The following is a 26,798-nucleotide window of genomic DNA, read 5'->3' on the forward strand; positions in this document are numbered from 1 at the left end:
AGGTTGGCGGTCACGCGCACCAGGTACTCCGCCTTTGGGCACCCGCCGTTTAGCCACCCGGTCACATCGTTCTTCGCAGCATCGAAGACGCCCTGGACGTCGGCGGCAGGGCCGGTAAGTCTCAGGGTGGCGTACCCATCACCGTGGTGGGTGACCCGTGCTTTCGGGGTGCGCGGCTCAGGGGCCTGCAACTCGGCTTTCAGCTCTGCGGCCACGCGGCGGATGCGCGCCAAATCGCCGGATGTGTTGCAAAGCTGATCGATGTAGTGCCAGCGCTTCGTCACGTCCTTGAGCGAACGGGCAGAACGGGTGATGTAGGCAAGCGTGTCCAACCGGTGGCCATGCACACGCGCGCCTTCTTGGGCACGCGCCTGGTACTTGGTGTGCGAGGTTTTCCCGCACAGCACCGAGGCGGTGTCGCGCAACTGCTTGGCGCGGTCGAGTTGGATGCCGTGCGCCTGCAATTGGGCAAGCTCAAGTCCGGCCGCTGCGTGAACGAAGTCGTATCCGCAGCGGTCAACCAAAGCAAGTGCATCCAAATCTGTCATGCACCCGACGATAAACCACGTTTACCTGCCAAAACAAGGGAATGTGAGAATACACCCATTATTGGCCAGAAACGGAACCAACGACCCAAAACCTGCGTCTAATCGTGGTTGGGCGTTTGCAGATTGGCGCTGCACCATCAGCGCGCCGAGAAGGCCGAGCACCAGGAAGGCTGCGGAGAAACCGATGGACCAGGCCGCGGAGTGTGCGAACGCGGTGGAGAGGCTCTCCACGGTGGCGTCGCGGGCGCTGCCGAGTGAGGCGACGAGGGGGTCGTTGGGCGCGGCGTCGCGAAGCTGCGCGATGGTGGAGCCGGCGGAGGCTTGGGTGGCGTGCGAGAGGCCGTCGAGAAGCTGCGGGGGCAACCCCTCGAGCGCCGCAGGGATGGTGCGGGCCATCGCCGCCGCCAGCGCGGAGCCGGCGATCGCGGCACCGAGGGCGGAGCCGAGCTGGCGGACCGTCGACTGGGTGGCGGAGCCGGCGCCGGAGAGTTCCTCCGGGATGTCGCGCAGCACCGTCGAGGTCAGCTGCGCGGACGCCAGGCCAAGCCCGATGCCGTACAGCACGAGCGCGGCGACCAGCCACCACGTCGCCGCCTGCACGCCCACCAGCAGCGCCACGCCGACGACCTCGAGGCCCAGGCCCAGCACAACGACGCCGGGCGCGGTCAGCCGTGCGGCGAGGTGGCGGGCGGCGGCTCCGGAGGCAAAGGCGCCGAGTGCCATTGCGGCGAGGACGAGGCCGGTGGAAAGCGTCGATAAGCCGACCGCATTGATGAGGAAAAGCGGGAGGACGAACATGAGGGAGAACTCCCCGATCGCCACGGTCGCGGCGGTGAGGTTGCCCCAGGAGAAGGTGCCGACCTTGAACAGGTGGAGGTCCAGCAGCGCGTCGCGGCCGTTGCGCGCGCGGTGCAGCTCCCAGCGGACGAAGAGCCCGATGAATACGATCCCGGTGCCAATGGCTACGGGCACCGGCGAGATCGACCACTGCTCCGGCCACGACCAGCTGCCAATCTGGAGGGTCTCCTTCTTGGTCCACCAGCCGAGCGTGGTCGCCTCGATCAGACCGAAGACAATTAGGCCGAAGCCGATTGCCGAGGTGAGCAGGCCGTCGACGTCCACACCGCGGGCGTCGCGCTTGCCGTAGGTCTGCGGTACCCAGGCGAAGATGCCAACGAGCACGAGTGCGCCCAGCGGGAGGTTCACCCAGAAGATCCAGCGCCAGGAAGCGTATTCGGTAAGCACGCCGCCGAGCAGCGGGCCGAGCGCCGCCGTGCCGCTCATCACCGCGCCCCAGACGCCGAATGCCGCGGCGCGGTCCTTGCCGCTGAACAGGGAGTTGACCGAGGACAGCGTCGCCGGCAGCACCAGCGCACCGCCGACGCCCTGGACCGCGCGGGCAGCGATGAGGCTGCCTGCGCCGCTCGCCGCCGCGGCGAGGAGCGAACCGCCGACGAAGAGGATCACGCCCGCGGCGAAAGTCGTGCGCCGGCCGATACGGTCACCTAGCCTGCCCGAGCCCAAGAGCAGGGCTGCGAAGATCACGTTGTAGATCGCGTTGACCCACTGCGCGTTGGTCAGGCTGAGATCCAGGGCGGAGATCATCGTTGGCAGCGCCACGCCGACGATCGTGCCGTCCATGACGATCAGCGCCAGCCCGAAAGCAAGGACGGCAAGGGCCTTCCACCGATTCGTGGTTTGAGTATTCAGCGTGTTCACGATCATCCTTTCGACGATTCCGACAGTAGGCCTGGTCAGACACTGTCAACATCGACCGATCGGATGATTCGCGGCTACACCTTACTTCTGATCGGGTTTGGGAAGCAGGAGCTCGTAGATGTCAGAGTCGCGCCACTCCCCGGCCTTCTCGCCGTAGGTCATCTTCGCCATGTGGTGGAAGGTGCCGACCTTTTCAAAGCCGCGCGAGATGTGCAGGCCGGCAGAGCCGGTGTTCTCCGGGAAGATCCAGGAGTGGATCGACCACTTGTCCAGCTCGATGCAGGTGGCGATGAGCTTGTCCAGAAGCGCGCCGGAGACACCCATGCCGCGCGAATCCGGGTGCGTGTAGATGGAGTCCTCCACCACGCCGTGGAAGACACTGCGCGAAGACGCTTTCGCGGCCGCCACCCAGCCGAGGACCTTCTCGTCGTCCTCGGCGTCCACAGCTACGAAAGCGGTCTCGATGATCTTGCCGCGGGAGAATTCTTCCCACGTCTGGCCGCGCGTTTCGTAGGTGGCGTTTCCTGTGCTCAGTCCCATTTCATAGATCGCCCTGACCTGCGTGTAGTCCTCTGGGCGCATTGGACGAATGTTGAAACCGTTTTTGGTCATGCGCTCCATTCTCACGCGCAAAAAGCCCTCGCGCAAACTGCGCAGAGGGCTTCGTTTCACCACGGCGGGTGAGGTGCTAAAACGGGGCTTTAGGCCTCGTTGATAATAGGCGCGAACGCACCGTTTTCACCGCGGGTCCACTCGATGGTGCCGTGCTCAAACTCCTGGATCCAGCCGGACTCATTCGGCAGCGGGGTCTCCGCCTCCGTGGGGAAGCCGAGGACGGACTCGTGGTTGCCGTTAATCCACTCGTTGGCGATCTCGCCCCAGATCGGCGCGCCACCGGTGTTCTCGTTCCAGGTGACGTAGTGCTCGCCGTCGTAGGAGACGATCCAGCCGTTCTCGGTCTCTTCGACGGAGACTGGCTCGCCCCAAGCATCGTCGGCGTACTTGTCCATCGCGGCTGCCAGGCCGGACGGTGCCATTACAGACTCGCCGTCAGCGGTAGCGATCTCCGTAGTGTCGCCCTCAGCGCCCTCAGCACCTTCTGCATCCTCGGTGTTGTCGGCCCCCTCAGCGCCCTCGGCATCGGTTGCGTCTGCGTCAGCGGTCTCGGTTGCGGTGTCCACCTCGGTTGCGGTCTCCTCGACCACGGAGGTGCCGTCGGTGCTCTCCGCATCGTCGGAGGAGCAAGCAACCAGGCCAGTTGCCAGGGAGAGGGCTGCTGCGGATGCGGCGAGCTTGCGGGAGATGGTCATAAACTAAGCACTCCTTTGTACGTTTTTGTACTGATTTATTACGGCCCCATTATGCAGGCTTTGCTTATCGACGCCGCCGCTTCCCACCCTTACGGGGGTGATTTGCACGCTTCCCCTTGCGAAAATCACCGGTATGCGCCTTAGTGCGCGTCTTCTCCGGTTTGGCTGCCTGGGTCGTGCGCGAAGAGCGCACGGAACGCCCCTTGGTGATGCCGACGAAGTCCTGAATCGCGTCGCAGTCGTCGGCCTTTCGCCACACAAGCGCCACCGGCGTCGGTGCCACCGAGGGACCAGTCACCTCGAGCGGGACGACCTGCTTCTTCGAGAGGTGGGTCAACAGCGGCAGCGGGCCGTAGGCAATGCCGACGTTCGCGGCCACGACCTGCAGCGCCTCACGCACCGCGCCAACGTCTGGCCGCTGCGAAAATGCAAGATTCACGTGCTCGCCTTCCAGGTCGCGCTCGGCGACCTTCTCCCCCACTTCGGCGTAGACAGAGTCTTTCGGTACAGCCACCCCCGGCGCTTCCTCGTAGAGGCGCACCACGTGAAAGTCTTCGCTCGCCTCGTCAAGCCGCGGGTCGGGCAGGCGGATGAGGGCGACGGGAGGTGGGGACGACGGGGCGTCGATAAGCAGGGCCCAAGGGTCGGGAGAATCGACCGCCTCGATGCGATTGCCGGTGGCCTGCTGGTAACGGCGGATCCACTTCCCCGGCGCGGAGCCGGTGACGAAGGCGAAAGAGAGCATGGACAGAATGCTACCGTGTGCAGCATGACTCAGAAGACGCCGTCGAGCACGGCCATGAAGCCGGAAACCGCCGCCAAGAAGCTGGGCGTGTACCTGCCCGCCACTCCGCAGGAGTTTCAGGAGGGTGCGGTCACCCACGCCGAGCTGCGCGAACTGCAGCACAACCCGCCGGAGTGGCTCAAAGAGCTGCGGCTGAACGGCCCGCACCCGCGGCCGGAGGTGGCGCGCAAGCTCGGTATCTCCATTACCGCGCTGAAGAAGCACGAGATGGATCGCCCGCTGACCACCGCAGAGATCAGCGAGCTGCTGAAAAATCAGCCTGATTGGCTGCGCGAAGCCCGCGCCGCGCTTGCCGCGCAGCGCGGTAACGACGAGGAAGCCTAGAGCATCTTCCAGTCTTCCAGCTCTGGGTAGAGCGGGTACTTCTCCGCCAGCTTGTCGACGCGGGCGTGCAGCGCCTCGACGTCGGCAGCCTCGCCCTTGATCAGGGTTTCGGCGATGATCTCGGCGACCTCGATGAAGTCTTCCTTGCCGAAGCCGCGGGTTGCCAGCGCCGAAGTACCGATGCGCAGGCCGGAGGTGACCTTCGGCGGGCGCGGGTCGAACGGCACGGCGTTACGGTTGACGGTAATGCCCACGCTGTGCAGCAGGTCCTCTGCCTGCTGGCCGTCCATCTCAGAGTTGCGCAGATCCGCGAGCACCAGGTGCACGTCGGTGCCGCCGGAGACGACGTCGACGCCAGCCTCCTTCGCATCCGGCTGGGTCAGGCGCTCGGCAAGGATGCGGGCACCCTCGATGGTGCGCTCCTGACGGTCTTTGAACTCGGGCATGCCCGCGATCTTGAACGCGGTGGCCTTCGCCGCAATGACGTGCATGAGCGGGCCGCCCTGCTGGCCGGGGAAGACCGCGGAGTTGAGCTTCTTGTGCAGGTCCTCGTCGTTGGTGAGGATGAAACCGGAGCGCGGGCCGCCGATCGTCTTGTGCACGGTGGAAGAGACCACGTGAGCGTGCGGCACCGGGGAGGGGTGCACACTGGCGGCAACCAGGCCAGCGAAGTGGGCCATGTCGACCCACAGGTAGGCACCGACCTCGTCGGCAATGGAGCGGAACTCAGCGAAGTCCTCATGGCGCGGATACGCGGACCAGCCAGCGATGATCACCTTCGGCTTGACCTCGCGCGCCTGCTCACGCAGCTTCGCCATGTCGATGGTGTGGGTGTCCTTTTCCACCTCGTAGGCAGCGACGTTGTAGAGGCGGCCGGAGAAGTTGATCTTCATGCCGTGGGTGAGGTGACCGCCGTGCGCCAGGCTCAGGCCGAGGATGGTGTCCCCCGGCTCCGCGAGCGCCATGAGCACTGCCGCGTTCGCCTGCGCGCCGGAGTGCGGCTGCACGTTGGCAAACTTCGCGCCAAAGACCTCCTTGGCGCGCTCGATCGCCAGCTCCTCGACCACGTCGACGTGCTCGCAGCCGCCGTAGTAGCGCTTGCCCGGGTACCCCTCGGCGTACTTGTTGGTCAGCACGGAGCCCTGCGCCTGCAGGACGGCACGCGGCACGAAGTTCTCGGAGGCGATCATCTCCAGAGTGTTGCGCTGCCTGCTCAGCTCGTTGACAATGGCGTCGTGCACCTCTGGATCAAAGGTGGCGAGATCCTGGTAGCGGAAGTCATCAGACACGTGCTCCGGGTCCTTTCACTTGTATTTAAGTAGCAATTCTGCACAGCCGCTTCAAAAACACGGCCGCTGGCTAGCAGTATAAACGGCCGACCCTGCGCGCGGGGCCACCTGTATTCACCTGCCCTCACCGGTGTTTGGAAGAATAGCTGGCATGGCTCAAGGCGCACGGGGCTTCGATTCCAGCCCGTATCTGGATTTCCACCGCGACGATTGGCGCAAGCGGCGCGCGAAGATGCCGCAGGTGCTCACCGCAGACGAGGTAGAAAAACTCAGCGGTATCGGCGAGAACCTGGATCTCCAGGAAGTCGCGGACATCTACCTCCCCCTCTCTCGCCTGATCCACCTGCAGGTGCGGGCGCGCCAGAAGCTCACCAACGCCACCGAGACCTTCATCGGCGGCGACCCGGGGCATGTGCCCTTCATCATCGGGCTGGCTGGCTCGGTGGCGGTGGGCAAATCGACCACCGCGCGCGTGCTGCAGGTGCTGCTACAAAGGTGGGATTCGCACCCGCGGGTAGACCTGATCACCACCGACGGCTTCCTCTACCCCACCGCGGTGCTGGAAGAACGCAACTTGATGTCAAGGAAGGGGTTCCCGGAGTCCTACGACCGTCGTAACCTCATGCGTTTTGTCACCGAGGTGAAATCGGGCAAGCCCGTGGTCAAGGCTCCAATCTATTCGCACAACGCCTACGACATCTTGCCCGGCGAGTTCATCGAGGTCCGCCAGCCCGACATCCTGATCCTGGAGGGCCTGAACGTGCTGCAGACAGGGCCGACGCTGATGGTGTCGGACCTGTTCGACTTTTCCATCTACGTGGATGCCGCGACCGAGCACATCGAGCACTGGTACATTTCGCGCTTCCTCAAGCTGCGCAACACCGCGTTTACGAAGCCGGGCGCGCACTTTGCAAACTACGCGGGACTTGACGATACCGCCGCCTCGCGCGAAGCCCGCGAGCTGTGGCAGTCGATCAACCTGCCTAACCTGGTGGAAAACATCCTGCCGACGAAGGTGCGGGCCTCGCTGGTGCTGCGCAAGGGCTTCGACCACACCGTGCAGCGGGTGCGCATGCGCAAGATTTAGGCGCTACTTGCCAAAGCGGCGCGAGCGCTGCGAGTACTCGCGCAATGCGCGCAAGAAATCGATCTTGCGGAATGCCGGCCAGTACGTATCGGTAAACCAGATCTCCGAATACGCGGCCTGCCACAGCAGAAACCCGGAGAGGCGCTGCTCGCCCGAGGTGCGGATGACCAGGTCCGGGTCCGGCTGGCCAGAGGTGTAGAGGTGCTCAGAGATGGAATCCACCGTGACCGCCTCGGCGATTTCGGCGGCGCTGGCCCCCTTGCCCGCCTCGTCCTGGATGAGCTCGCGTACCGCGTCGACAATCTCCTGGCGGCCCCCGTATCCCACCGCGATGTTCACGGTCAGCCCGGCCTTGCCCGTAGTCGACGCCGCGGAGCGCTGCATGCGCGCCACCACGTCCTCCGGCAACAGATCAAGGTGGCCGACAAGACGAACGCGACACGTGTAGTGCTCGGTGGCGAGGCCGTCGATGACGTCCGAGATGATGTCAAAAAGCAGCTCGACCTCTTCGGACGTGCGCTGGAGGTTCTCCGTGGACAGCAAATAGAGCGTGACGACGTCCACGTCCATCTCGGCACACCAGCGCACGAGCTCGCCGATTTTGGCCCCGCCCGCGCGGTGCCCCTGCGAGATGTCGCTCAGCCCGGCCTCGCGGGCCCAGCGGCGGTTGCCGTCGGCCATCACGGCGATGTGCTTCGGCCGCTTCTTGCCGCGCAGCTCGCGCCGCAGGCGGTACTCGTATAGCGGGTACAGGATCTTTTCCAGCACAGTCACGCCCCTCACCTTACCTTTTGGCGCTGCTAGAAGATGCGCTTCTTGCTCCGGTCGTACACGCCGGCTTCCTGCATCGCTTTGTCCACCGCCTGTGTATCGAAGGGATCAATGCCGTGCGCTTGCGCGAACTGCTGGCGGCGACGGAAGCGGGAGAAGCGCCGGTGAAACGCGTATCCGAGCGTGAGGATCGCCGCAGCCAGCACGACGATGATCAACAGCCCCACCGGCGAGGCCTTGCCAAAGTCCGGCCCGACCGGCGTTTCCGCCGGTGCCTGGGCAAGCACAAAACTGGTGGCGTTGGTGGCGGAGGCGGCCAGCGTGGAAAACATCGAGCTCATTGTTCTTTAAGCGTCCTTCACTTCTCTACTTCTCTGCGGCGGGTATCCCCGCGAACAGGTCATCCTCGGGCAACGTCGTCTCAACGCGGCTGCGCGCGAGCTCAAACTCCTCAGTCGGCCAAACTTCCTGCTGGTCTTCGACCGGGCTGGCCAGAAACGCGCCGGCCGGGTCGATCTGCGTGGCGTGTGCCCTTAGGGCCTCGGCTCGGTTGGAAAAGTACTCGCTGCACTCCACCCTGGTGGTCACTCGGCTCATCACGTCCGCCTTGTTCTGCTCCCAGCGGGCAATCATCAGCTCGTAGGGGCTGGGCTTGCCCTGGGCAAAGAGCCGCTCCTGCAAAAGCTTCATGCGCTGCAGGATGAAACCGTGGCTGTAGTACATCTTCAGCGGCGTCCACGGCTCGCCTGCCTCGGGCGCAAACTGCGGGTCGCCGGACTTCTCCCAGGCCAGCATGGAAATGGCGTGCACCATGAGGTGGTCCGGGTGCGGGTAGCCGCCATTTTCGTCGTAGGTGATGATCACGTGCGGGCGGAACTCGCGTATCGACGCCACGAGCTTCTTAGTCACCACCACCGTGTCCTGCACCGCAAAGGAGCCTTCCGGCAGCGGCGGCCGCGGGTCGCCCTCTGGCAGCCCGGAGTCCTGGTAGCCGAGCCATTCGTGCTCGACGCCGAGCGCAGACACCGCGCGCGCCATTTCTTCCTCGCGCACCGCGATGATGTTTTCCAGCACCCCGGGGCGGTCCATCGCCGGGTTGAGAATGTCGCCGCGCCGGCCGTCGGTACAGGTCACTACCTTCACGCGGTGCCCTTCGGCGGCGTAGCGCGCCATCGTTGCCGCACCCTTGGACGACTCGTCGTCGGGGTGGGCGTGGATTGCCATTAACCGCAAGCCAGTCACTGAGAAACTCCAACTTTTGTAGGGGGTAGTGCGTTAGCTTCGGCCCATCTTAGTACGATCAGGGTCAAAGTCATCTTTCACTCCCGCAGCAGTTTGTGAGGTCACCGTAGTGTCTAGCTCGAGGTCGCACTCCTCTTCCACTTCCACCCGCCAGCGTTATGGTGCAGACGCGGAGAAGAGCTCGAACCTCCCCGGGCGCATCGTGGCTATTGCCGCTGTGTTGCTCGTCGGGTTCATGATCTTCGCCGTCGCCCGCGTGGTGAGCGACCGCTCCGCGCAGCCGATCAGCGCGGATTTCATCTCCCAGGAGCGCGTCGACGATAGCACCTCCCGCCTGTGGATCGACGTGACCCGCGACGACCCGGAGGTTCCCGCCTATTGCATCGTGATCGCGGTGGACTACAACCACGCTGAGATCGGGCGTCGTGAAGTGGTGCTCCCCGCAGGGGGCGAGACGATGCAGCGCATCCCGGTAGACATGCCGGTCAGCGGGGACCTCGCCTCGGGCCGCGTCTACGGCTGTTCTGAGCAGATCCCGCCCTACATGGATGCGCAGAGTGCCTTCTACGCTGCCAGGTAGCACCTCGCCAGTGTGATAAAATCCCGGCTGTATATTTGTACGAGCAAGAAGAGTGTTCCGTCGGACTGGGCCCGACCTGTATACCAGGCGGGCTCGTTTGACGTATGAGGGAAGGGTAAACCGCATGGCTGATACGCAGAAGCAGTACATCACCCCGGAGATGAAGGCCAAGCTCGAGGCAGAGCTGCAGGCGCTGATTGATAACCGCCCGGTCGTCGCAGCCGAGATTAACGAGCGCCGCGAGGAAGGCGACCTGAAGGAGAACGCGGGCTACGACGCAGCGCGTGAGCAGCAGGACCAGGAAGAGGCCCGCATCAAGCAGATCTCTGAGCTGCTGGCCAACTCCACCACCGAGCGCACCGGTGTGGTCGAGGGCGTCGCGCACGTGGGTTCTGTCGTGCACGTCTACTACGACGGTGACGAGAACGATAAGGAGACCTTCCTGATCGGGACCCGCGCGGCCTCCACCGGCAACAAGGACCTGGAGACCTACTCGGAGAACTCCCCGCTGGGCGCTGCCGTGGTTGGTGCCTCCGAGGGCGAAACCCGCACCTACACTGCCCCGAACGGCCGCGAGATTTCGGTGACGATTCTTAGCGCGGAGCCGTATGATTCTGTTAAGGCGTCCACGCCGCGCGCTTAACCCGCTAGATTTTAAAGTTCAACCTTAAAGAAGGACTGATCCTGTGATTTCCGTTTCCCGCACCGCTGCGGCCGGCCTCGTCGCCGTGGCAGCTGTCTCCCTCGCCGCATGCCACCCGCCGCACCAGGTCGATTCTGAGCAGAAGGTCGACACCGCTACCAGCCAGAAGGCTGAGTCGCTGGCATCCTACGGCGCTACCACCTCCGCCTCCAGCGCCACGGCCACCTCCGCGGCTGTGGCGGATGAGACGCCGACGATTGCCAACTGCGGCGCTGTCGAGCTCGAGCGCCCGACCGAGTTGACGCTGGATTGCCAGGGCCAGGACGATGTCCTGCGCAACATCACCTGGGATTCCTGGGAGGCAGACATGGCCACCGGCACCGGTACCCGCAATGCGCAGCAGCCGGAGGTTGCCATCTCGCTGAGCAACCCGCAGGTGGTCAACGGCGTGCTGGCCTACACCGACATCACGGTGGACGGCACCGCGATCTACCCCGAGGGCAACTAGCCCACAGCGTAAAAGCCCGGCCCCGCAAAGATTGCGGGGCCGGGCTTTTGTTGTGCGCGCCTAGCGGTTTTGGAAGATGTAGAGCAGGCGCAGGATCTCGGTGTAGAGCCACACGAGGGTCACGGCGAGGCCGAGTGCCACGCCCCACGCAGCCTTCTCGGGCGCGCCGGTGCGCACCAACTTGTCAGCCACGTCGAAGTCCTGCAGGAAGGACAGGGCGGCCAGCACGACGCAGACCAAGCCGAAGATGATGGCGAGCGTGCCACCGCCGCGCAGCGGGTTGATCCCGGTGAAGATAGCGAGCAGGAAGTTGCCCAGCGCCATGATGGCCACGCCGAAGATCAGGCCAGTGATGATGCGGTTGAAGCGCGGCGTCACACGGATGGCACCCGTGCGGTAAACCACGAGCATGCCGATAAAGACGCCGATGGTGCCGACGATCGCCTGGAAGACGATCATCATGCCGTTCGAGTCACCGACCTGCATGCCCGCGAACAGGAAGGAGAAACCGCCGACGAACAGGCCCTCGAAGACGGCGTAGAGCAGCGTGAGAGTCTTCGAGCCGAAGTTCTTCGAGAACGCGTGCACGAGCACGGTAATGAAGGCGGCGATGGCACCGCCGAAGGTCAGCATCATGCCGAGGCCAGGATTCGACAGGCTCAACATGAAATTCGCGACCGCGAAGACGACGATGACGGCAAGGGTGATGCCCGTCTTGCTCACCACATCATCGATGGTCATCGGGCGGTCGGCAGCCCGCGAATCGGGGGCACCAGGCGCGTAGCCCAGCGGCTCTGGCTGCGGCAGGTTCTTCAGTACTGGGTTGTTACTTCGCACTGAGTTCAGTCCTTTCCTTTTGGGAAGATTTTCACGCGTTGCTTTATGCGCAAGTTCACTGTGTATAACGCGTCACGCTTACAGATAGTTCCCGTTTGCGCCCGAGGTGCTTATGGTTGAGCTATGCAGCTGCCCAGTTGGGGCGCGCCAGAGCTGTTTGCCCGCGCCCATCCTCAAAGGTTTCGCCCCGCGTTGGTGGGCGATTGTTTGCGCGAACGCCTCATTTCGTGCACCGGCGACCCGGATCCTTTTGCCACGTCTTACCGCGGCGTGGACATCTTCGCCTTCCGGGTCGATGCGCCACTGCCCCATTGGCTGTATTCCACCTTTGGGCTCGCGCCGGTGCGTTCCTCGCAGCCTCTGGCCGGTACTCACACGGAGCTGACGTTCCGAGTGCCGGTCGGCACTGACCCGCTGCCCCCGGAGTGGCCCGCCGTGTTACTTGCGCACTTGGTGCGCCACATCCGAAACCGCGGGTTAAGCATCGAACCGGGCCACTACATGGACTTGCGCCACCCAGTGCGCCCCGACGCCCGCCTGACCGGGCTGAGCTTCGTCACCGACCCGATCCTCGGGCTGGTTGACGGTCCTCTGGCGCTCGCCCAGTTCACCTACGCGGTCGGGCTCACCACAGCTGACCTTGAGGCGGCGCTCGCGTGGGATCCGCTGAAGCTCACGGGCGTGCTTGGCGACGTCTTCCCGCTCGGACTCAGCGACCCCGACCGCGCGGATCTCGCCGCAGATCCCCAGGCTGCGGCCCGGATCGCAGCAGCAACCGCAGCCGAGGGCTCGAGCATTGGCGCGGCGAGCGTACGCCTGCTCGACGCGGAGCCGGGTGGGCGCGTCGACGTCGACATCGCCGGCGCGCGGGCAATCCTGCGCGCAATGCGCCACCGGCTCCCCTTCGACCGCAGCTTCGCGCTGGTCGAGGACACCGGCAACGCATGGCTGCTGTTCGAGCCCGACACAACTGCGGAACTACTGCCACAGGACCAGGGGCTGCTTATTCACACTCCAGCGAACCTGCGCAACGAAATCCTGGCCACCCTGGACGCGAAGCCGGGCAAGTACAGCTTCGTCAGCGCACCCCTGACGCTGCACGTGGTGGACACCAGCACTTAAGGCCCGGAAGTTTTACAGTGGGGAAAGCAAGGTACACGCAGAAGGAAAGGACTCCCCATGGGTATCTTTGACAATCGCGTCGCGCTGGTCACCGGCGCGGGTTCCGGTATCGGCAAGGCAATCGCCCAGGACTTGGCCGCCCACGGTGCCAAGGTTGTGGCTAGCGACATCAATCTGGAGGCCGTGGAGGCAGTCGTCGCTGAAATCGAAAACCACGGCGGCACCGCCAAGGCCTTCACCCAGGATGCCTCGAGCAAGGAGGACAACGCTGCGGCGGTCGCCTTCGCGGTGGAGCATTTTGGTGCGCTGCACCTGGCGGTCAACAACGCGGGTATCGGCGACCAGGTGCCGCTCGCGGAGAAGAAGCTCGAGGACTGGGACCGCCTGATCAACCTCAACCTCAACGGCGTGGCCTACGGTTGCCACTATCAGCTCATTCAGATGCTCGCCCAAGACGACGAGGTCCCGTGCGCGATCGTGAACATGTCGTCGATCCACGGCTCGGTGGCCCGCCGGGGCGGAATCGCCGCCTACGCCGCGGCCAAGCACGGGGTAATCGGGCTGACCAAGTCCATCGCCGCTGACTACGCGGACAAGGGCATCCGTTGCACGAGCGTCGGGCCGGGCTACATTGATACCCCGCTGCTGGAGCGCCTGGGAGAAGAGAAGCGCCAGGAGCTTCGGCACCGCCACCCGCAGGATCGCCTGGGCAAGCCAGAAGAGGTCGCCGCGCTGGTGCGCTTTCTGCTCAGCGATGAGGCGTCCTTCATCAACGGCTCCTACCACCTCGTCGACGGCGGCTACACCTCCATCTAGAAAGCATTCCTGTGTCCACTACTTCACCTCAACGCGCTGCTGTCATCGGTGCCGGCTTCGCGGGCCTTGCAACAGCGGCGCTGCTCGCTCGCGAGGGCTACGACGTCACCGTCATCGAAAAGCTTGAGACCGTGGGCGGGCGCGCCGGCGAGGAAACCTACGAGGGGTTCCGCTTTGACATGGGTCCCTCGTGGTACCTCATGCCGGACGCCTTCGACCACTTCTTCGCGCTCTTTGGCTACCGCACCGAAGAGCTTTTGGACCTGGTGCCGCTCGACCCGGCCTACCGCCTGTTCCCGGAAGGCCAGAACCCGATCGATGTGCCGAAAGACCCGGCGCAAACCGTCCATCTTTTCGAGTCGATCGAGCCAGGGTCTGGGAATGAGCTCACCGAGTACCTGGATTCTGCGCAGCGGACCTATGACCTCGCGTTGCGGCACTTCCTCTACACCACCTTTTCTTCCCCTAAGGCGTTTCTCACCCCCGAGGTGCGCGCGGGCTACGCGGATCTGGCCAAGTTCCTCACCACCCCGCTCGACCGTTTCGTCGCCCGCCGCTTCCGCGACACGCGCCTGCGCCAGATGCTCACCTACCCCGCGGTCTTTTTGTCCTCGCACCCGTCGAAGACTCCTGCCCTGTACCACCTGATGAGCCACACGGATCTCACCCAGGGCGTGCGCTACCCACTCGGCGGTTTTGCCGCGGTGGTGGACGCCGTCTACCGAGTAGCCCGCGAGCAGGGCGTGCGTTTCCGCCTCGGCACCGAGGTCAGCGCGATCACCTACTCAGGTTCGCGCGCCACCGGTGTGCGGGTGGGTGCAGAGCAATTGCTTTTCGACGTCGTCGTGTCCGCCGCAGACCTCCACCACACAGAGACTCGCCTCTTACCCCCGAAGAAGCGCCCCTACGACGAGCCATACTTCAGCACACGCAACCCTGGGGTCAGCGCAGTGCTGGTGCTGTGTGGGGTGCGCGGGAAGCTGCCCCAGCTGGACCACCACAATCTGTTGTTCAGCCGCGACTGGGACACGGACTTCGACGCGGTGTTCGCAGGCCCGGTCGCCGAACGCCCGTTGGGTGCTTCGCAATCGATCTACGTCTCGAAGCCGTCTGCCACCGACCCGGGCACGGCCCCGGACGGCGATGAGAACCTGTTCGTACTGGTGCCTGCCCCCGCCTCGGCGGCGCTGGGAACGGGCGATGCGTACGGCGAGGGGGCGTCGATAAGCGTGCAGCGCATTGCAGAGGCCGCGCTGGACCAGATCGCTAAGTGGTGCGACATCCCGGACCTACGCGAGCGCATCGTGGTGCAGAAAACTGTGGGCCCGGCTGACTTTGCGGCGCGCTACCACGCGTGGTCCGGCGGGGCGATCGGACCAGCACACACGCTGCGCCAATCGGCGTTCCTGCGCGGGCGCAACGCCTCGCGCAAACTGGAAAACCTTTACTACGCCGGCGCAACGACTGTGCCCGGAGTTGGCGTGCCAATGTGCCTGATCAGCGCGGAAAATGTGTTGAAGCGACTGCGCGGCGATACAAGTTCCGGCCCACTGCGAACCGATTTTTAAGTATGGTCGGGCGCATGAAACGACACACTGCAATTGCCGCATCAATCGTGACCACCATCGGCCTGACCCTGGCCGGCTGCGCCGAGGACGACGCCACCGTCGCAGAAACCTCTGAAACTGCAGAATCCGCAGAGTCCGCAGACACTGCTGAGTCGGCGGAAACCTCCGCAGCTGAGGAGCGCGACGCCGGCGAGGCCCCCACCGAGCACAGTGAGAAGGCCCAGGAGCTCATCGCCGCGTTCAAGGAGCACTACCCGGACGCTGAAGAGACGGATCTCAACGAGCTGTACGCGCAGATGGAACAGGCCAATGAAGACGTGCCCGACGATTCTGACGTGAAGGTGGACCCGCCGGAGTGCGACTTCTCCGATGAGACTGATGAGCTGGACACGCTGGCTACTGAGCGTTCCTTCGGCACTCTTGTTTCCACAACCGTGGGCGGTTCGGAGCCCACCGAGGATGACATGGGGATTCCCCCGATGGATGCTACCTCTATCGACCTAGTCGTCCACGACTTCGCCAACGAGAAGGACGCCAAGACCTACCTCAAGGGCAGCGACCTGTACGGCGGCAAGTGCTCCGAGATCACCGTCACCAACGGCGAGGGCGAGGGCGCGTTTGAGGCCCACCAGACCTTCGAGAAGACCGACCTGTCCCTCGACGGCGCGGACGATTCCTTCTCCAACAACGTGACCATGGATGGCGCGCTCAGCCAGAGCGGCGGCATGCTCTTTGCTCGCTTCGGCAGCACCGTGGTGACCATTTCCACTTCTGGCCAGGACCCGGAAGAGGCCCGCCAGGCACTCGAGGACACCGTTGCGGCCCTGAATTAAGGGAAAACGGGCAGATTTGGTGCCCCCAGTGGGACTCGAACCCACACTGAATCGATTTTAAGTCGACTGCCTCTGCCGATTGGGCTATGGGGGCAACAGCCAAATATCGTACCTGCCCGCACCGCTTCATCCCGAATCGGCACCGTGTAGCCCTCTGGGTAAGGTAGTAACGCGCCCAACGGAAGAACAAGCGAATGAATGTTCGACTAAAGTGCTTCCGATGTTTGCCCCGGCATTACACTCATGCCTTAAAACAAATGGGTTAATACAAGGTAGGTTGCACGATGAAGAAAAAGCTGACGTCAGTTGAGATTTGCGCAGGTGCCGGTGGTCAGGCGTTAGGCCTGGAACAGGCTGGATTCGACCACAGCGCTGTTGTAGAAATTGATGACCACGCGGTTGCAACGCTTCGCGCCAATCGTCCGGAGTGGAATGTTATCCACCAGGATGTCTTAGAGTTCGACATCTCCCCCTACACCGAAGATCTCGATCTTTTTGCGGGAGGTGTCCCCTGCCCTCCTTTTTCCATTGCCGGTAAGCAGCTCGGTCAGGACGACGAACGCGATCTTTTCCCACGCGCAATTGAGCTGATCGCCGAGGCTCACCCTAAAGCTGTCATGCTTGAAAACGTCAGGGGCTTGGCGCAGCCCCGCTTTGCGGCTTATCGAAGTCAGCTCGTCAGCCAACTCGCGGATCTGGGCTACCAATCACATTGGGAACTCATCACCGCGGCCGACTATCAGGTGCCTCAGCTTCGGCCACGCTTTATTCTCGTTGCACTCAAAGACGAGTACGCGGAATACTTCGCCTGGCCCGAACCTGTAGGCACCAGAACAACTGTGGGTGAGGCGCTTGAGCCGCTCATGGCCGAGAATGGCTGGCCTGGCGCAAAGGCATGGGCGAAGCAGGCCAACAATATAGGCCCCACCCTAGTTGGCGGTTCGAAGAAGCACGGTGGCCCTGACGTTGGCCCGTCGCGGGCACGGGAAGCCTGGAAGAAACTCGGTGTGCGGGGCACCAGTATCGCGGAGGAACCTCCTGCCGCAGATTTCCCAACAGATCTCCAGGAGGAGCTTCCTCGCCTTACTGTAAAAATGGGCGCAGTGATCCAGGGCTTCCCTGCAGAGTGGAAGTGGGAAGGCGGCAAAACCGCCGCCTGGAAGCAAGTGGGCAATGCCTTCCCGCCACCGGTCGCACAGGCTATTGGTACTCGCATCGCGGCTGCGTTGCAGAAAGAACCGCTGGCCCAGCTCGCACCCGCGACTCCGATCATCCCCGACCTGCCGCTCCTGGAAGAGATTTCATCATGACAATGCACCCTGCACTCATCACCGCTGCGCGGCAGAACCTCCACCGGGAGCTAGTCGATAGCGGAACGCTGACCATCGCGGAAACGACGCTTGGCCGGGTAGCTTCAAATGCTGATCGGAGCCAAGCCACCTCCCGCCGACTCTCTTTGCACGTCGCCGAGCAGCTTCATGCGCATACTGCTGTAAAAAGCGCGGGCCAAACCGCTGGTGCAGGATTCGAACGCATCGTCGCCGATTTCTTGCGGGCTACGTTTCCGAAGATGCAATCCGCTCGTCCAGGCGATTGGACAATCCTTAACGTAGGTAGCTCTCGGCGAAAAGATCACCTCTCCGCGTATGAGCCTTACACGCATCTGGCCGACCTCGCCGAGGCGATTCGTTTGAACCCCGAAATCGGTGCCTCGCTTGGCAATAACTACGTCATTTCCCCGGACATCCTCGTCCTGCGGGAGGCTTTACCCGATAGCACCTTGAATAGAGATCTCAAGGTGGTTGATGACCACTCAGGATTGCTTTCCCCAGTGCGTGCTACAAACCGCAATTCTCCAACTCAGCACGTTCACGCGGTTATTTCCTGCAAGTGGACAATGCGCAGCGACCGATCCCAAAATACACGCGCGGAGGCACTGAATCTCATCCGCAACAGGAAAGGACGATCTCCGCACATCATCGCTGTCACAAACGAACCCACGATGAGTAGAATCGCTAGCCTTGCCCTCGGCACCGGCGACATTGACATGGTGTACCACGTCGCACTCAATGAGCTGATGCTAGCAATCGAGGATGAAGGTAGCGATGACGCGAAGGAGCTCCTCGAGACACTGGTACATGGCAACCGATTGCGAGATATCGGTGACCTCCCACTCGACCTATCGGTCTAACTATCTGTACCCCAATGCCCCGCCAATGGCTCTTCCTGATGCCCTGCGCCCTCGGCGCACTCGGGCTCTTCCTCGCCCGCCGCGCCGGCGACGGCTCCCCCGGTTTCTTCGCCGCCACGCTCGCTACCGCCGCACTCTACGGTCTCGCCTGGTGGGTGTGGGGAAATCCTTCGGCGTTTGCCGGGCCGCGCAAGCTTAACGACGTCGCGCTCGGGGTCGCCTCCGGCCTCGCTTTAGCCCTAGTGTTTTTCCTCGGTGCGCTCGTCGTCGCCCGCATCCCGTTTTTGGCCGAGCCAGCGACGGAGCTGCTCGCTACTCCAGAGAAAGGCGGGCTCGCTCCCACTCTCGCCGTACTCGTGCTCAACGGGGTCGGCGAGGAGCTGGTCTACCGCGACATGGTGCCCCGCCAACTCCGCCTCTTAGGCATGAGCATGAACGCCCAAGCCTGGTTTTCCACCTTGCTCTACACGCTGATCACCGTGGCGATGGGCGTGCCACTTTTGCTCGTCGGTGCCTGCCTGCTCGGTGCGCTCGCGTTCGTGCTCGCCGCGCGCACCGGCAGGTGCCTCGCCCCAATCGCAGCACACCTGACCTGGAGTACCTCCATGGCCCTGGTGCTGCCGCTGCTACTTACTCGCTGACGGAGATCACTTTCTTCTTCTTGTGCTTCTCTGGTTGCGCAATGCCGTTGACGTCGATGGTGTCGATGTCGAACATGCTGGAAAGGAAGTCGGCGACCCACTGCACGAGTTCGATGTCGCGCAGGTTCGGGCTGTTGATCGTCTTCGATTCGCGCGGCATGGGCACTTGCAGCGTCTTCGCTGCGGCACGGTAGTTCGCCCCGGAGTAGAGGCGCTTGAGGCGCACCTGCTTGGAGTCGGGCAGCTCCACGGGGTGGAACTTGATGCGCGTGCCCTGCACCATGATGTCGGAGACGCCAGCCTTGCGCGCCTGGTGGCGCAGCCGCGCCACGGCCATGAGGCGATCGACTTCCACCGGCATGGGGCCGAAACGGTCCACCATTTCTTCTGCCACGCGGCGCAGGTCTTCCTCCTCGCGAGCCTCGGCGAGTTTGCGGTAGATCTCCAGGCGGAGGCGTTCGGCGTTGACGTAGGTGTCGGGGATGTGGGCGTCGACAGGCAGATCCACCCGGATTTCCTTCGGCCCCTGGTCGGTGCCGTCGACGGGGCCGCCGTCCAGCATGGTCTTGAAGGTCTCGACGGCCTCGCCGACCAGGCGGACGTACATGTCAAAGCCCACCCCAGCGATGTGGCCGGACTGCTCGGCACCCAGCACATTGCCGGCACCGCGCATCTCCAGGTCCTTCTGCGCGACGGCGATGCCCGCGCCCAGGTCGTTGTTCTGGGCGATGGTGGACAGCCGGTCGTAGGAGGTCTCGGTGAGCGTCTTGTCCTTCGGGTAAAGGAAGTAGGCGTAGCCGCGCTCGCGGGAGCGGCCGACGCGCCCGCGCAGCTGGTGCAGCTGACTCAGGCCCATGTTCTGGGCGTTTTCCACGATCAGGGTGTTCGCGTTTGCGATGTCCAGGCCGGTTTCCACAATCGTGGTGCACACGAGCACGTCGTATTCGCGGTCCCAGAAGCCCTGCACCGTCTGCTCGAGCACCTGCTCGCTCATCTGCCCGTGCGCGACCACCACGCGCGCCTCCGGCACGAGTTCGCGCAGGTTCCGCGCAGTCTTCTCGATGTCGGAGACCTTGTTGTGGATGTAGAAGACCTGCCCATCCCGCAGCAGCTCGCGACGGATCGCCGCCGCCACCTGCTTCTCCTCCTGCGGGCCCACGTACGTTAGCACCGGGTGGCGGTCCTCGGGCGGAGTCGTAATCGAGGTCATCTCGCGGATTCCGGTCAGGCTCATCTCCAGGGTGCGCGGGATCGGCGTCGCGGTCATGGTGAGCACGTCCACGTGGCTCTTCAGCGCCTTGATGTGTTCCTTGTGCTCCACGCCGAAGCGCTGCTCCTCGTCCACGATGATCAGGCCGAGGTCCTTCCAGTGCACGCCGGTGGCGAGCAGGCGGTGCGTGCCAATGACGACGTCGACGGAACCGTCCGCCAGCCCGTCGGTAATCTCCTTCGCCTCCTTGGCGGAGGTGAAGCGGGAGAGCTCGCGCACCGTCACACCGAAGTTTTCCATCCGCTCAGCAAAGGTGGTGTAGTGCTGCTGGGCCAGCAAGGTGGTCGGCACGAGCACGGCCACTTGCTTGCCGCCCTGCACCGCCTTGAAGGCAGCGCGGACCGCTACCTCCGTCTTGCCAAAGCCGACGTCGCCGACGATGACGCGGTCCATCGGCGTCGGCTTTTCCATGTCCTCCTTGACCGCCTCGATTGCGGCGAGCTGGTCCTCGGTTTCCACGAACGGGAAGGCGTCTTCCATCTCCTGCTGCCAGGGGGTGTCCGGGGCAAAGGCGTGGCCCGGCGCGGCTTGGCGCTTGGCGTAGAGCTCGATGAGCTCTCCGGCGATCTCGCGCACGGCGGCACGCGCCTTGCGTTTGGTGTTCTTCCAGTCCGAGCCGCCCATCTTGGACAGGTGCGGCTTCTCCCCGCCGGTGTATTTGCTCAACAGGTCGAGCGATTCCATGGGGACCCAGAGCTGGTCGCCGGGCTGGCCGCGCTTGGCCGCCTGGTATTCCAGGACGATGTACTCGCGCCGCGAGTCCTCGTCGCCGGTCTTGATGGTGCGCTCGGCCATCTTCACAAACTTGCCGATGCCGTGCGTGTCGTGCACGACGAAGTCGCCCGGAGTCAGCGCGAGCGGATCGACGCGGTTGCGCCTGCGCGGAGCGCGCCGCTTCGCGCCGGCGATGTCGCCGACGCGGTTACCGGTGACGTCGGTCTCCGTGACCACCACCAGGTTGGGACCCGGGAACACCACACCGGCGTGGCTGAGCGCTTGATAGAGGGTCACCGCGCCCTCAACGGGTTCGAGCCCATCGGTGGCGATCCGGGCAGACACCCCGTGCTCGCGCAGCCGCTCGGCAGTGCGCTCGATCGTGCCCTTGGCGGGTGCGACGAAGGCGACCTTGCCGTGGTTTTGCTGGACGTGCAGTTTCAACGTGGCGTAGAGCTGTTCGATCGCCTTCGGGTCGCCCTTCGGCGCGGGGGCGGGCTCGAATTCCAGGGGCAGGGTCTCCGTATCGTCAGCGGTGAACATGCCGGGCGGGGCGAACGTCCACCAGGCGTTGCCTGCCTTTCGCGCCGAGACTTCCAAAGACTCGTAGGAGCGAAACGACGACGCAGAAACATCAAGCCCCTCCACGGCGAGCGGGCCCTCCGCCCCCATGGCTGCGGCCTCCCAGCCCGCCTCGAGAAACTCCTGGTCGGTGACCTCCAAGTCCGCGATGCGGGAGCGTACCTTCTCCGGCGAAGTCACCAAGCAGATGGAGCCGGAGGGCAACAGCTCCGGCAAGACCGAATACGGCTGATCCGTGAGCGCGGGGATGAGCGCTTCCATGCCGTCGGCGTGCATGCCCTCGGACACGCGGGTGAGCAGCTGCACCAGGGTCGGGTTGGAGGGGAATTTCCGGGCGAGGGCGTCGGCTTTTTCGGACACGGTGACGTCGATAAGCAACTGCCTGGCGGGGAAGATTTCGACGAGCTCGGTCTCTTCGATGGTGCGCTGGTCCGCGACCGCGAAGCTGCGGATGTCGGTGACCTCATCGCCCCAGAACTCGATGCGCACCGGGTGCTCGGCGGTGGTTGGGAAGACATCGATGATGCCGCCGCGGGTAGCGAAGTCCCCGCGCTTGGACACCATGTCGACGTGCTCGTAGGCGTAGTGGGAAATCTGCTCGGTGAGCTGCCCGAAGTCGTACTCGTGGTCGCGCTCGATGCGGATCGGCTCGATCTTCGGCAGCACCGGCTGGCAGGCGGCCCGCGCGGCGGCGACGATCACCTGCGGCATCTCCCACAGCACCTTGGCGCGGCGGCCCACCACATCGGGAGCGGGCGACAGGCGCTCGTGCGGCAGCGTCTCATACGCCGGGAACTGCGCGACCTTGTCCGGACCCAACAGGGCTGCAAGCTCGGCGGAAAGGTCCTCCGCCTCGTGGCCCGTGGCTGTGATCACCAGCAGCGGCACCTCGCGCGCGAGCGCACCGGCGGCCCAGGCGCGCACCTGGTCGATCCCGGTCACGTGCAGCGTGTCCATCCCAATGTTGGCCACCAGCCCCTTGAGCTTGGGGTCGGTCAGGGCCATGGTGAGCAGCCCGCCGAGTGCAGGTGCCGAAGAGACAGTATTTGGCATGTACTTAGTCGTCCTTACTTCCCTTTGTAGGCTCAATCTCAAAAGGCACGATGTGCGGCTGTGCCTCCAGGCCGCGCAGCCCGTTCCAACACATGTTGGCAATGTGGGCTGCGGTTTCGTACTTGTCCGGCTGCCGCTTATCCAGCCACCACAGGGCAGTATTGGACACCGTGCCAACGAGTGCCTGCCCGTACAACATGGCCACCGACGCATCTAATCCACGCTGCGTAAACGCCTGCTCCAACAGCGCGGAGACCTGCGAGGTCACCCGGTTAAGCAGCGTGGCGTACGAGGGCCTCTCCCCCGGCGGCTGGCCGCGCGCGATAATGATAAACCCGTCGGTTTCCTCCTCCACGTAGGTCAAGACGGCGACCACGCCTTTCTCGATGCGCTCGCGCCAACGGCCGTGCTGGATCACCGTGAAGATGCGCTCCTCCAGCTTCGCCATCTCCTGCTCGATCACTGCGCGGTACAGGCCTTCCTTACCGCCGAAGTGCTCGTAGATGGCGGGCTTGGAGACCTCCGCGCGTGCGGCGAGCTCCTCGACAGAAATGCCGTCGAGGCCGCGCTCCGCAAAGGCGGCGCAACCGACGTGGATGAGTTGGTCCCGACGCTGCGCGCCGGTCATTCGCTGACGAGCCATGCCACCCAGCTTACGTTCCGCGCACCGCAGCCTGGTATTTAAGGTTTTGACAACCATGCGCTAGAATCGGTGCCTGCTGTTCCCCATGGTGTAATTGGCAACACTACGGTTTTTGGTACCGTCATTCTAGGTTCGAGTCCTGGTGGGGAAGCAACTACCCGGCCCGCGACTCCGCGGGCCGGTTTTCGTTCACGCCCCACCGGAAGGTTCGCTGTATATGCCCCGCCCTATTCACAGCTCAACCAAGTACGTCCCCGCACTTGACGGTATCCGCTCTATCGCGGTGCTGTTGGTGATTGCGTACCACCTCAACCTTCCTGGCTTCGGCGGCGGGCTGCTTGGCGTCGGCGTGTTCTTCACGCTCTCTGGCTACCTCATCACCCTGAACCTGATGAACTCGCACCTGCGCCACGGCACCTTAAAGTTGCGCACGTTTTGGGTCCGCCGCTTCCGCAGGCTGGCGCCCGCCATGCTCACCACCGTGCTCGCAGTGCTCATCCTGAGCGTGGCTTTCGACGCCGCAAACCTCCGCACCCGGGCATTCGAGGCCTTAAGCTCCGTTGTCTACCTGAACAACTGGCACAACATCGCCACGGGCACCTCCTACTTCGACCGCTTCAATGGGCCGGGCCCCTTGGACCACATGTGGTCGCTGTCCATTGAGGAGCAGTTCTATCTCCTCTGGCCACTGGTGTTCTGGCTGCTGCTCAAGATCTTCCGCCGCCCGTGGCTCGTGGCAGCCGCAACGACTGTGCTCGCCGGAGCCTCTTTCGCCTGGATGTGGGTGCTCGCCCAGCCCGACGTTGACCCGACCCGCGTGTACGAGGGCACCGATACGCGCGCCGGCGGCCTGCTGCTCGGCGCAGTGCTGGCCATCATCGTTGCTTCTCGACGCCACGAGAACAAAAAGGTCGCCAACTCCCCCATCGCCGGCACCCTGGTCGGCGCGGTGGGCTTCGGCGGCATCTTCGCGCTCAGCATGCTCGTGGCCCAGGAGAATATGTTCCTGTACAAGGGCGGGATCCTGCTGCTGAATGTGGCCACCGTCCTGGCGATCTACTCCGTGCTGGGCACGCGCGGGCCGTGGACCGCCATCTTGAGCTGGGAGCCGTTGCGCTGGATCGGCGAGCGCTCCTACGGCATCTACCTGTGGCACATGCCGGTGATCTACTTCATGCCTAAGACCTGGCTTACCGAGCACCTGTTCTGGGCCTCGGTGCTGGCCATCGGGCTGTCGGTGGTCCTCGCCGCGCTGAGCTGGACGCTATTTGAAAACCCGATCCGCCGCCACGGCGTGTTCGGCCCGCTGAAGAAATACAAGACACAGCCACTCCAGGCCCTGCGCCCGGCCTCGCTCGGCTCCATGATCACCCTGGTCAGCGTGATTTCCATCGGGATTATCGCCCTCTTCGCCCAGCAAGGCAGCAACGCACAGAAACCAGCGATGGCGCTGCCCGCCGAGGCCCAAAGTGGCGGCAGCCGCGAGCGCACACAAGAAGAAGCAACCACCACCGAGGAGGCACCCGCCGCCACCTGGGAGGACCAGGACGCAGACACGACCATGGCGTGCAGGCAGGTCATCCACGTCGGCGACTCCACCTCGATCGGCATGTTCGATCCGGGCCAGCTGCCCGAGGGCGCGGAAACGGCCATCGACCGCTACCTCGACGCCGGTGCCGAAAGCGTCGAGACCAGCGTCTTCGGCGCCCGCGCCACCAACCAGGGCTTCAACGGCAACGGCGAGAACTACCCTTCCGCCATCGAATCCGTCCAGGAGCTGCTCAACATGGGCGTGGCCGACGAGGGCACCTGCTGGGTCATCGCCACCGGCGTCAACGACGCGGCGAACGCGGACGCGGCGCGCTCCTACGGCTACGACCCGACGGGCGAGCTCGAGGAAAACATCCGCAAGATGCTCGAGCTTCTCGACGGCTACCGCGTCATGTGGCCCACCGCCGCCACCGGCTCGCCATCAAACTCCTACTACGCCAACGAGAATATGGAGGAGTTCAACGCGGCGCTACGCAAGGTGGCCAAGGAGCGCAACGACGTCGTCGTCTACGACTGGGCGGCGGAAGCACGCGCCAACCTGGACTGGTTCCTCGCCGGCGACGAGGTGCACTACAACGCCGAGGGCAACGACATCCGCGGCATCCGTTTCGCCGCTGCCCTTGCCCACGCCTTCCCCGCCGGTGTTGAGACCGAGGACATCCCGAAGGATGCCGAGGTTAGCTCCGAGGGGCCGAAGTAGGGATTCTGAACTGGCCCATCATGCCCTCGTCCTCGTGGAAGAGCATGTGGCAGTGGTACATGAACGCGTAGTCGTCGTTGCGGTGCATCGGGATGTCCACCGCGAGGCGCACCGTTGACAGCGGCGGGACGTAGATAGTGTCGTGCCAGCCCTCGCGGAACTCCACCTCGCCGTTCTCAACGTCGAGCACGCGAAAGCGGGCGTTGTGGATGTGGAAGTTGTGCGGCCAATCCGCGTTCTCGTTCGTCACCGTCCACAGCTCTGGGCCGGCCTCCGTCTTTTCAAAGTCGATGCGCTCCATGTCCATGGACTGCTCGTTGATCTGAAAGCCGTTGAGGCGGAACTCGCGCTCGGCTACCCAATCGGTGCCTAACTCCTCCGCGCCCACCAACCGCTCCGGCAGCTCGCCTTCGCTCCGCGACGTACTTCCCACGATCTCCAGCAGGTCGAATACGTCGCCTAAGCCGAAGCCGTTGGCCACCTCTTCATCCGGCAGCCCGCCCCGGTTGTCCACGCCGATGCTGCGCAGCATCAGCTCGTCGCCCGGCTCCACATCCACGATCACCTCGGCGCGCTCGCCCGGGCTGAGCAGGATGGCATCCACCTCAACCGGCTGTTCCAGAAGCCCCTGGTCGGTGGCAATCACATGCATCGGCACACCAAGACTCAGGTTGTGGAAGCGCATGGTCGCGCCGTTGACCAGGCGCAAGCGCAGCTTGCCCGCCGGTGCCTCGAACCGGGGTTTGGTAATCCCGTTGACCAAGGGGGTATCCCCGAGCAGGCCGTAGGTGGGGTCGATCGTCTCGTCGAGCTGCCCGTCGTCGGTGAACTTTGCGTCCGTGAGCACGACCGGGATGTCGTTCACCCCGTATTCATTCGGCAGCCCAAGCGAATCGGAAGCATCATCCGCCACCACGATCCCGCCCGCCAGCCCCCGGTACGCGTGCAGACCTGAGACCCCGTGCGGGTGGGGGTGGTACCACAGCGTCGCCGCGTCTTGGTCCACCTGCCACGTCGGTGACCACGTCTCACCCGGCGGGAAGGCGAGCGCCGGACCCCCGTCCGCGTCCGCGGCCAAGTGCATGCCGTGCCAGTGCACCACCGTCGGCTCGGTGACCTCGTTACGCACCGTCATGTTGATGGTCTCGCCCTTGCGCATGTACAGCGTCGGGCCGAGAAAAGACCCATTGAACCCCCAGGTCGTAGTTGCCACACCAGGCAGAATCTCGTGGGTGCCTTCCTGCGCCGTCAGCTCAAAGGTGCGCGTGGTCCCCTCTACCTCTCCCTCATATAACGGCGGGATGGGCAGCGGCCGTGCCTCTTCATCAGCGCCTCGCGGCTTTGGCTGGTCACTCGTTGCACAGGCCGCGAGCACCGCTCCCGCGCTCAGCACTACTCCTTTAAAGAACGTTCGCCGGGACAATCCACGTGTCATGCAGTACCTCCTGCTT

At 64.1% G+C, this 26,798-nt stretch carries 25 protein-coding genes, 1 tRNA gene and 1 pseudogene; 13 read left to right on the forward strand and 14 right to left on the reverse strand.

What is annotated here, in order from left to right:
• From HMPREF2550_RS12215 to HMPREF2550_RS03165, 5 genes and pseudogenes are all read right to left on the reverse strand, one after another.
• Nucleotides 1–548, reverse strand: a pseudogene (locus HMPREF2550_RS12215) (hypothetical protein); the annotation flags it as partial.
• Between the two features lie 21 nt (nt 549–569).
• Complete coding sequence (locus tag HMPREF2550_RS03150; RefSeq protein WP_246819737.1) at nt 570–2,267, reverse strand: MFS transporter; 1,698 nt, start codon at nt 2,265–2,267, stop codon at nt 570–572.
• 81 nt (nt 2,268–2,348) lie between these two features.
• Nucleotides 2,349–2,879, reverse strand: a complete 531-nt coding sequence (locus HMPREF2550_RS03155; protein WP_070764684.1) for a GNAT family N-acetyltransferase — start codon at nt 2,877–2,879, stop codon at nt 2,349–2,351.
• Between the two features lie 89 nt (nt 2,880–2,968).
• The gene (locus HMPREF2550_RS03160) at nt 2,969–3,577 is read right to left on the reverse strand and encodes an LGFP repeat-containing protein (protein WP_070789650.1); all 609 of its coding nucleotides are present in this window, start codon (nt 3,575–3,577) and stop codon (nt 2,969–2,971) included.
• Between the two features lie 64 nt (nt 3,578–3,641).
• Nucleotides 3,642–4,322, reverse strand: a complete 681-nt coding sequence (locus tag HMPREF2550_RS03165; protein WP_070789651.1) for a type 2 periplasmic-binding domain-containing protein — start codon at nt 4,320–4,322, stop codon at nt 3,642–3,644.
• A 24-nt stretch (nt 4,323–4,346) separates the two neighbouring features.
• Between HMPREF2550_RS03165 and HMPREF2550_RS03170 the strand changes: the two genes are divergently transcribed.
• Nucleotides 4,347–4,706, forward strand: coding sequence for a DUF5997 family protein (locus HMPREF2550_RS03170; RefSeq protein ID WP_070789652.1), 360 nt, complete (start codon nt 4,347–4,349; stop codon nt 4,704–4,706).
• Here HMPREF2550_RS03170 and glyA read toward each other — a convergent pair.
• On the reverse strand, nt 4,703–5,995 hold the full coding sequence (glyA, locus tag HMPREF2550_RS03175) for a serine hydroxymethyltransferase (RefSeq protein WP_070789655.1): 1,293 nt from the start codon (nt 5,993–5,995) through the stop codon (nt 4,703–4,705). The genes HMPREF2550_RS03170 and glyA overlap by 4 nt on opposite strands.
• 151 nt (nt 5,996–6,146) lie before the next feature.
• Here glyA and coaA point away from each other — a divergent pair, with 151 nt between their 5' ends.
• Nucleotides 6,147–7,082 carry a type I pantothenate kinase gene (gene coaA, locus HMPREF2550_RS03180; protein ID WP_070789656.1) on the forward strand — a complete coding sequence of 312 codons (936 nt, stop codon included), beginning with the start codon at nt 6,147–6,149 and terminating at the stop codon, nt 7,080–7,082.
• A gap of 3 nt (nt 7,083–7,085) precedes the next feature.
• Here the strand turns inward: coaA and HMPREF2550_RS03185 are convergent, their stop codons facing one another.
• Genes HMPREF2550_RS03185 through mca form a run of 3 tightly spaced genes read right to left on the reverse strand, consistent with a single transcriptional unit; the run spans nt 7,086 to nt 9,077 of the window.
• A complete protein-coding gene (locus tag HMPREF2550_RS03185; RefSeq protein WP_038589441.1) occupies nt 7,086–7,856 on the reverse strand; it encodes an isoprenyl transferase in 771 nt (256 codons plus the stop codon).
• Nucleotides 7,857–7,882: 26 nt separating this feature from the next.
• Nucleotides 7,883–8,194, reverse strand: a complete 312-nt coding sequence (locus HMPREF2550_RS03190) for a hypothetical protein (RefSeq protein WP_070764690.1) — start codon at nt 8,192–8,194, stop codon at nt 7,883–7,885.
• Nucleotides 8,195–8,219: 25 nt separating this feature from the next.
• Nucleotides 8,220–9,077, reverse strand: coding sequence for a mycothiol conjugate amidase Mca (mca, locus tag HMPREF2550_RS03195; protein ID WP_141757901.1), 858 nt, complete (start codon nt 9,075–9,077; stop codon nt 8,220–8,222).
• 127 nt (nt 9,078–9,204) lie between these two features.
• Here mca and HMPREF2550_RS03200 point away from each other — a divergent pair, with 127 nt between their 5' ends.
• The 3 genes from HMPREF2550_RS03200 (at nt 9,205) to HMPREF2550_RS03210 (ending at nt 10,826) form a co-directional block, all read left to right on the forward strand.
• Nucleotides 9,205–9,675: a DUF4307 domain-containing protein gene (locus tag HMPREF2550_RS03200; protein ID WP_070764692.1), complete on the forward strand. Its 471-nt coding sequence runs from the start codon at nt 9,205–9,207 to the stop codon at nt 9,673–9,675.
• A 124-nt stretch (nt 9,676–9,799) separates the two neighbouring features.
• Complete coding sequence (greA, locus tag HMPREF2550_RS03205) at nt 9,800–10,318, forward strand: transcription elongation factor GreA (protein ID WP_070764693.1); 519 nt, start codon at nt 9,800–9,802, stop codon at nt 10,316–10,318.
• A 43-nt stretch (nt 10,319–10,361) separates the two neighbouring features.
• A complete protein-coding gene (locus tag HMPREF2550_RS03210; protein ID WP_070789657.1) occupies nt 10,362–10,826 on the forward strand; it encodes a hypothetical protein in 465 nt (154 codons plus the stop codon).
• Nucleotides 10,827–10,886: 60 nt separating this feature from the next.
• Here the strand turns inward: HMPREF2550_RS03210 and HMPREF2550_RS03215 are convergent, their stop codons facing one another.
• On the reverse strand, nt 10,887–11,663 hold the full coding sequence (locus HMPREF2550_RS03215) for a Bax inhibitor-1/YccA family protein (RefSeq protein ID WP_070789659.1): 777 nt from the start codon (nt 11,661–11,663) through the stop codon (nt 10,887–10,889).
• A 207-nt stretch (nt 11,664–11,870) separates the two neighbouring features.
• On the opposite strand from HMPREF2550_RS03215, the gene HMPREF2550_RS03220 reads away from it, so the two are divergent.
• Genes HMPREF2550_RS03220 through HMPREF2550_RS03235 form a run of 4 tightly spaced genes read left to right on the forward strand, consistent with a single transcriptional unit; the run spans nt 11,871 to nt 16,002 of the window.
• The gene (locus tag HMPREF2550_RS03220; RefSeq protein WP_168167680.1) at nt 11,871–12,785 is read left to right on the forward strand and encodes a suppressor of fused domain protein; all 915 of its coding nucleotides are present in this window, start codon (nt 11,871–11,873) and stop codon (nt 12,783–12,785) included.
• Between the two features lie 57 nt (nt 12,786–12,842).
• Nucleotides 12,843–13,601: an SDR family NAD(P)-dependent oxidoreductase gene (locus tag HMPREF2550_RS03225; RefSeq protein WP_038589420.1), complete on the forward strand. Its 759-nt coding sequence runs from the start codon at nt 12,843–12,845 to the stop codon at nt 13,599–13,601.
• Nucleotides 13,602–13,612: 11 nt separating this feature from the next.
• Nucleotides 13,613–15,169 (forward strand): phytoene desaturase family protein, encoded by a 1,557-nt coding sequence (gene crtI / locus HMPREF2550_RS03230; protein WP_070789662.1) that lies wholly within the window; start codon nt 13,613–13,615, stop codon nt 15,167–15,169.
• A gap of 14 nt (nt 15,170–15,183) precedes the next feature.
• On the forward strand, nt 15,184–16,002 hold the full coding sequence (locus tag HMPREF2550_RS03235; protein WP_141760505.1) for a hypothetical protein: 819 nt from the start codon (nt 15,184–15,186) through the stop codon (nt 16,000–16,002).
• Nucleotides 16,003–16,019: 17 nt separating this feature from the next.
• Here HMPREF2550_RS03235 and HMPREF2550_RS03240 read toward each other — a convergent pair.
• Nucleotides 16,020–16,096, reverse strand: a tRNA-Leu gene (locus HMPREF2550_RS03240).
• A 190-nt stretch (nt 16,097–16,286) separates the two neighbouring features.
• On the opposite strand from HMPREF2550_RS03240, the gene HMPREF2550_RS03245 reads away from it, so the two are divergent.
• The 3 genes from HMPREF2550_RS03245 to HMPREF2550_RS03255 are packed head-to-tail and all read left to right on the forward strand — an operon-like array spanning nt 16,287 to nt 18,834.
• On the forward strand, nt 16,287–17,312 hold the full coding sequence (locus HMPREF2550_RS03245) for a DNA cytosine methyltransferase (RefSeq protein WP_070789665.1): 1,026 nt from the start codon (nt 16,287–16,289) through the stop codon (nt 17,310–17,312).
• A gap of 2 nt (nt 17,313–17,314) precedes the next feature.
• Entirely contained in the window at nt 17,315–18,193 is an 879-nt protein-coding gene (locus HMPREF2550_RS03250) for an NgoMIV family type II restriction endonuclease (RefSeq protein WP_210400205.1), read from the forward strand.
• Between the two features lie 14 nt (nt 18,194–18,207).
• Complete coding sequence (locus HMPREF2550_RS03255; RefSeq protein WP_070789668.1) at nt 18,208–18,834, forward strand: CPBP family intramembrane glutamic endopeptidase; 627 nt, start codon at nt 18,208–18,210, stop codon at nt 18,832–18,834.
• Here the strand turns inward: HMPREF2550_RS03255 and mfd are convergent.
• Together mfd and HMPREF2550_RS03265 are read right to left on the reverse strand one after the other, a co-directional pair.
• Nucleotides 18,824–22,453 carry a transcription-repair coupling factor gene (gene mfd, locus HMPREF2550_RS03260; protein WP_070789670.1) on the reverse strand — a complete coding sequence of 1,210 codons (3,630 nt, stop codon included), beginning with the start codon at nt 22,451–22,453 and terminating at the stop codon, nt 18,824–18,826. The genes HMPREF2550_RS03255 and mfd overlap by 11 nt on opposite strands.
• A gap of 4 nt (nt 22,454–22,457) precedes the next feature.
• Nucleotides 22,458–23,096 carry a TetR/AcrR family transcriptional regulator gene (locus tag HMPREF2550_RS03265; RefSeq protein WP_070764702.1) on the reverse strand — a complete coding sequence of 213 codons (639 nt, stop codon included), beginning with the start codon at nt 23,094–23,096 and terminating at the stop codon, nt 22,458–22,460.
• A gap of 217 nt (nt 23,097–23,313) precedes the next feature.
• Between HMPREF2550_RS03265 and HMPREF2550_RS03275 the strand changes: the two genes are divergently transcribed.
• The gene (locus tag HMPREF2550_RS03275; RefSeq protein ID WP_070789671.1) at nt 23,314–25,347 is read left to right on the forward strand and encodes an acyltransferase family protein; all 2,034 of its coding nucleotides are present in this window, start codon (nt 23,314–23,316) and stop codon (nt 25,345–25,347) included.
• Here HMPREF2550_RS03275 and HMPREF2550_RS03280 read toward each other — a convergent pair.
• Nucleotides 25,325–26,740: a multicopper oxidase family protein gene (locus HMPREF2550_RS03280; protein WP_246819738.1), complete on the reverse strand. Its 1,416-nt coding sequence runs from the start codon at nt 26,738–26,740 to the stop codon at nt 25,325–25,327. The genes HMPREF2550_RS03275 and HMPREF2550_RS03280 overlap by 23 nt on opposite strands.
• Nucleotides 26,741–26,798 lie beyond the last annotated feature (58 nt).

The sequence above is a fragment of the Corynebacterium sp. HMSC074A01 genome (assembly GCF_001831515.1).
GTDB lineage: Bacteria > Actinomycetota > Actinomycetes > Mycobacteriales > Mycobacteriaceae > Corynebacterium.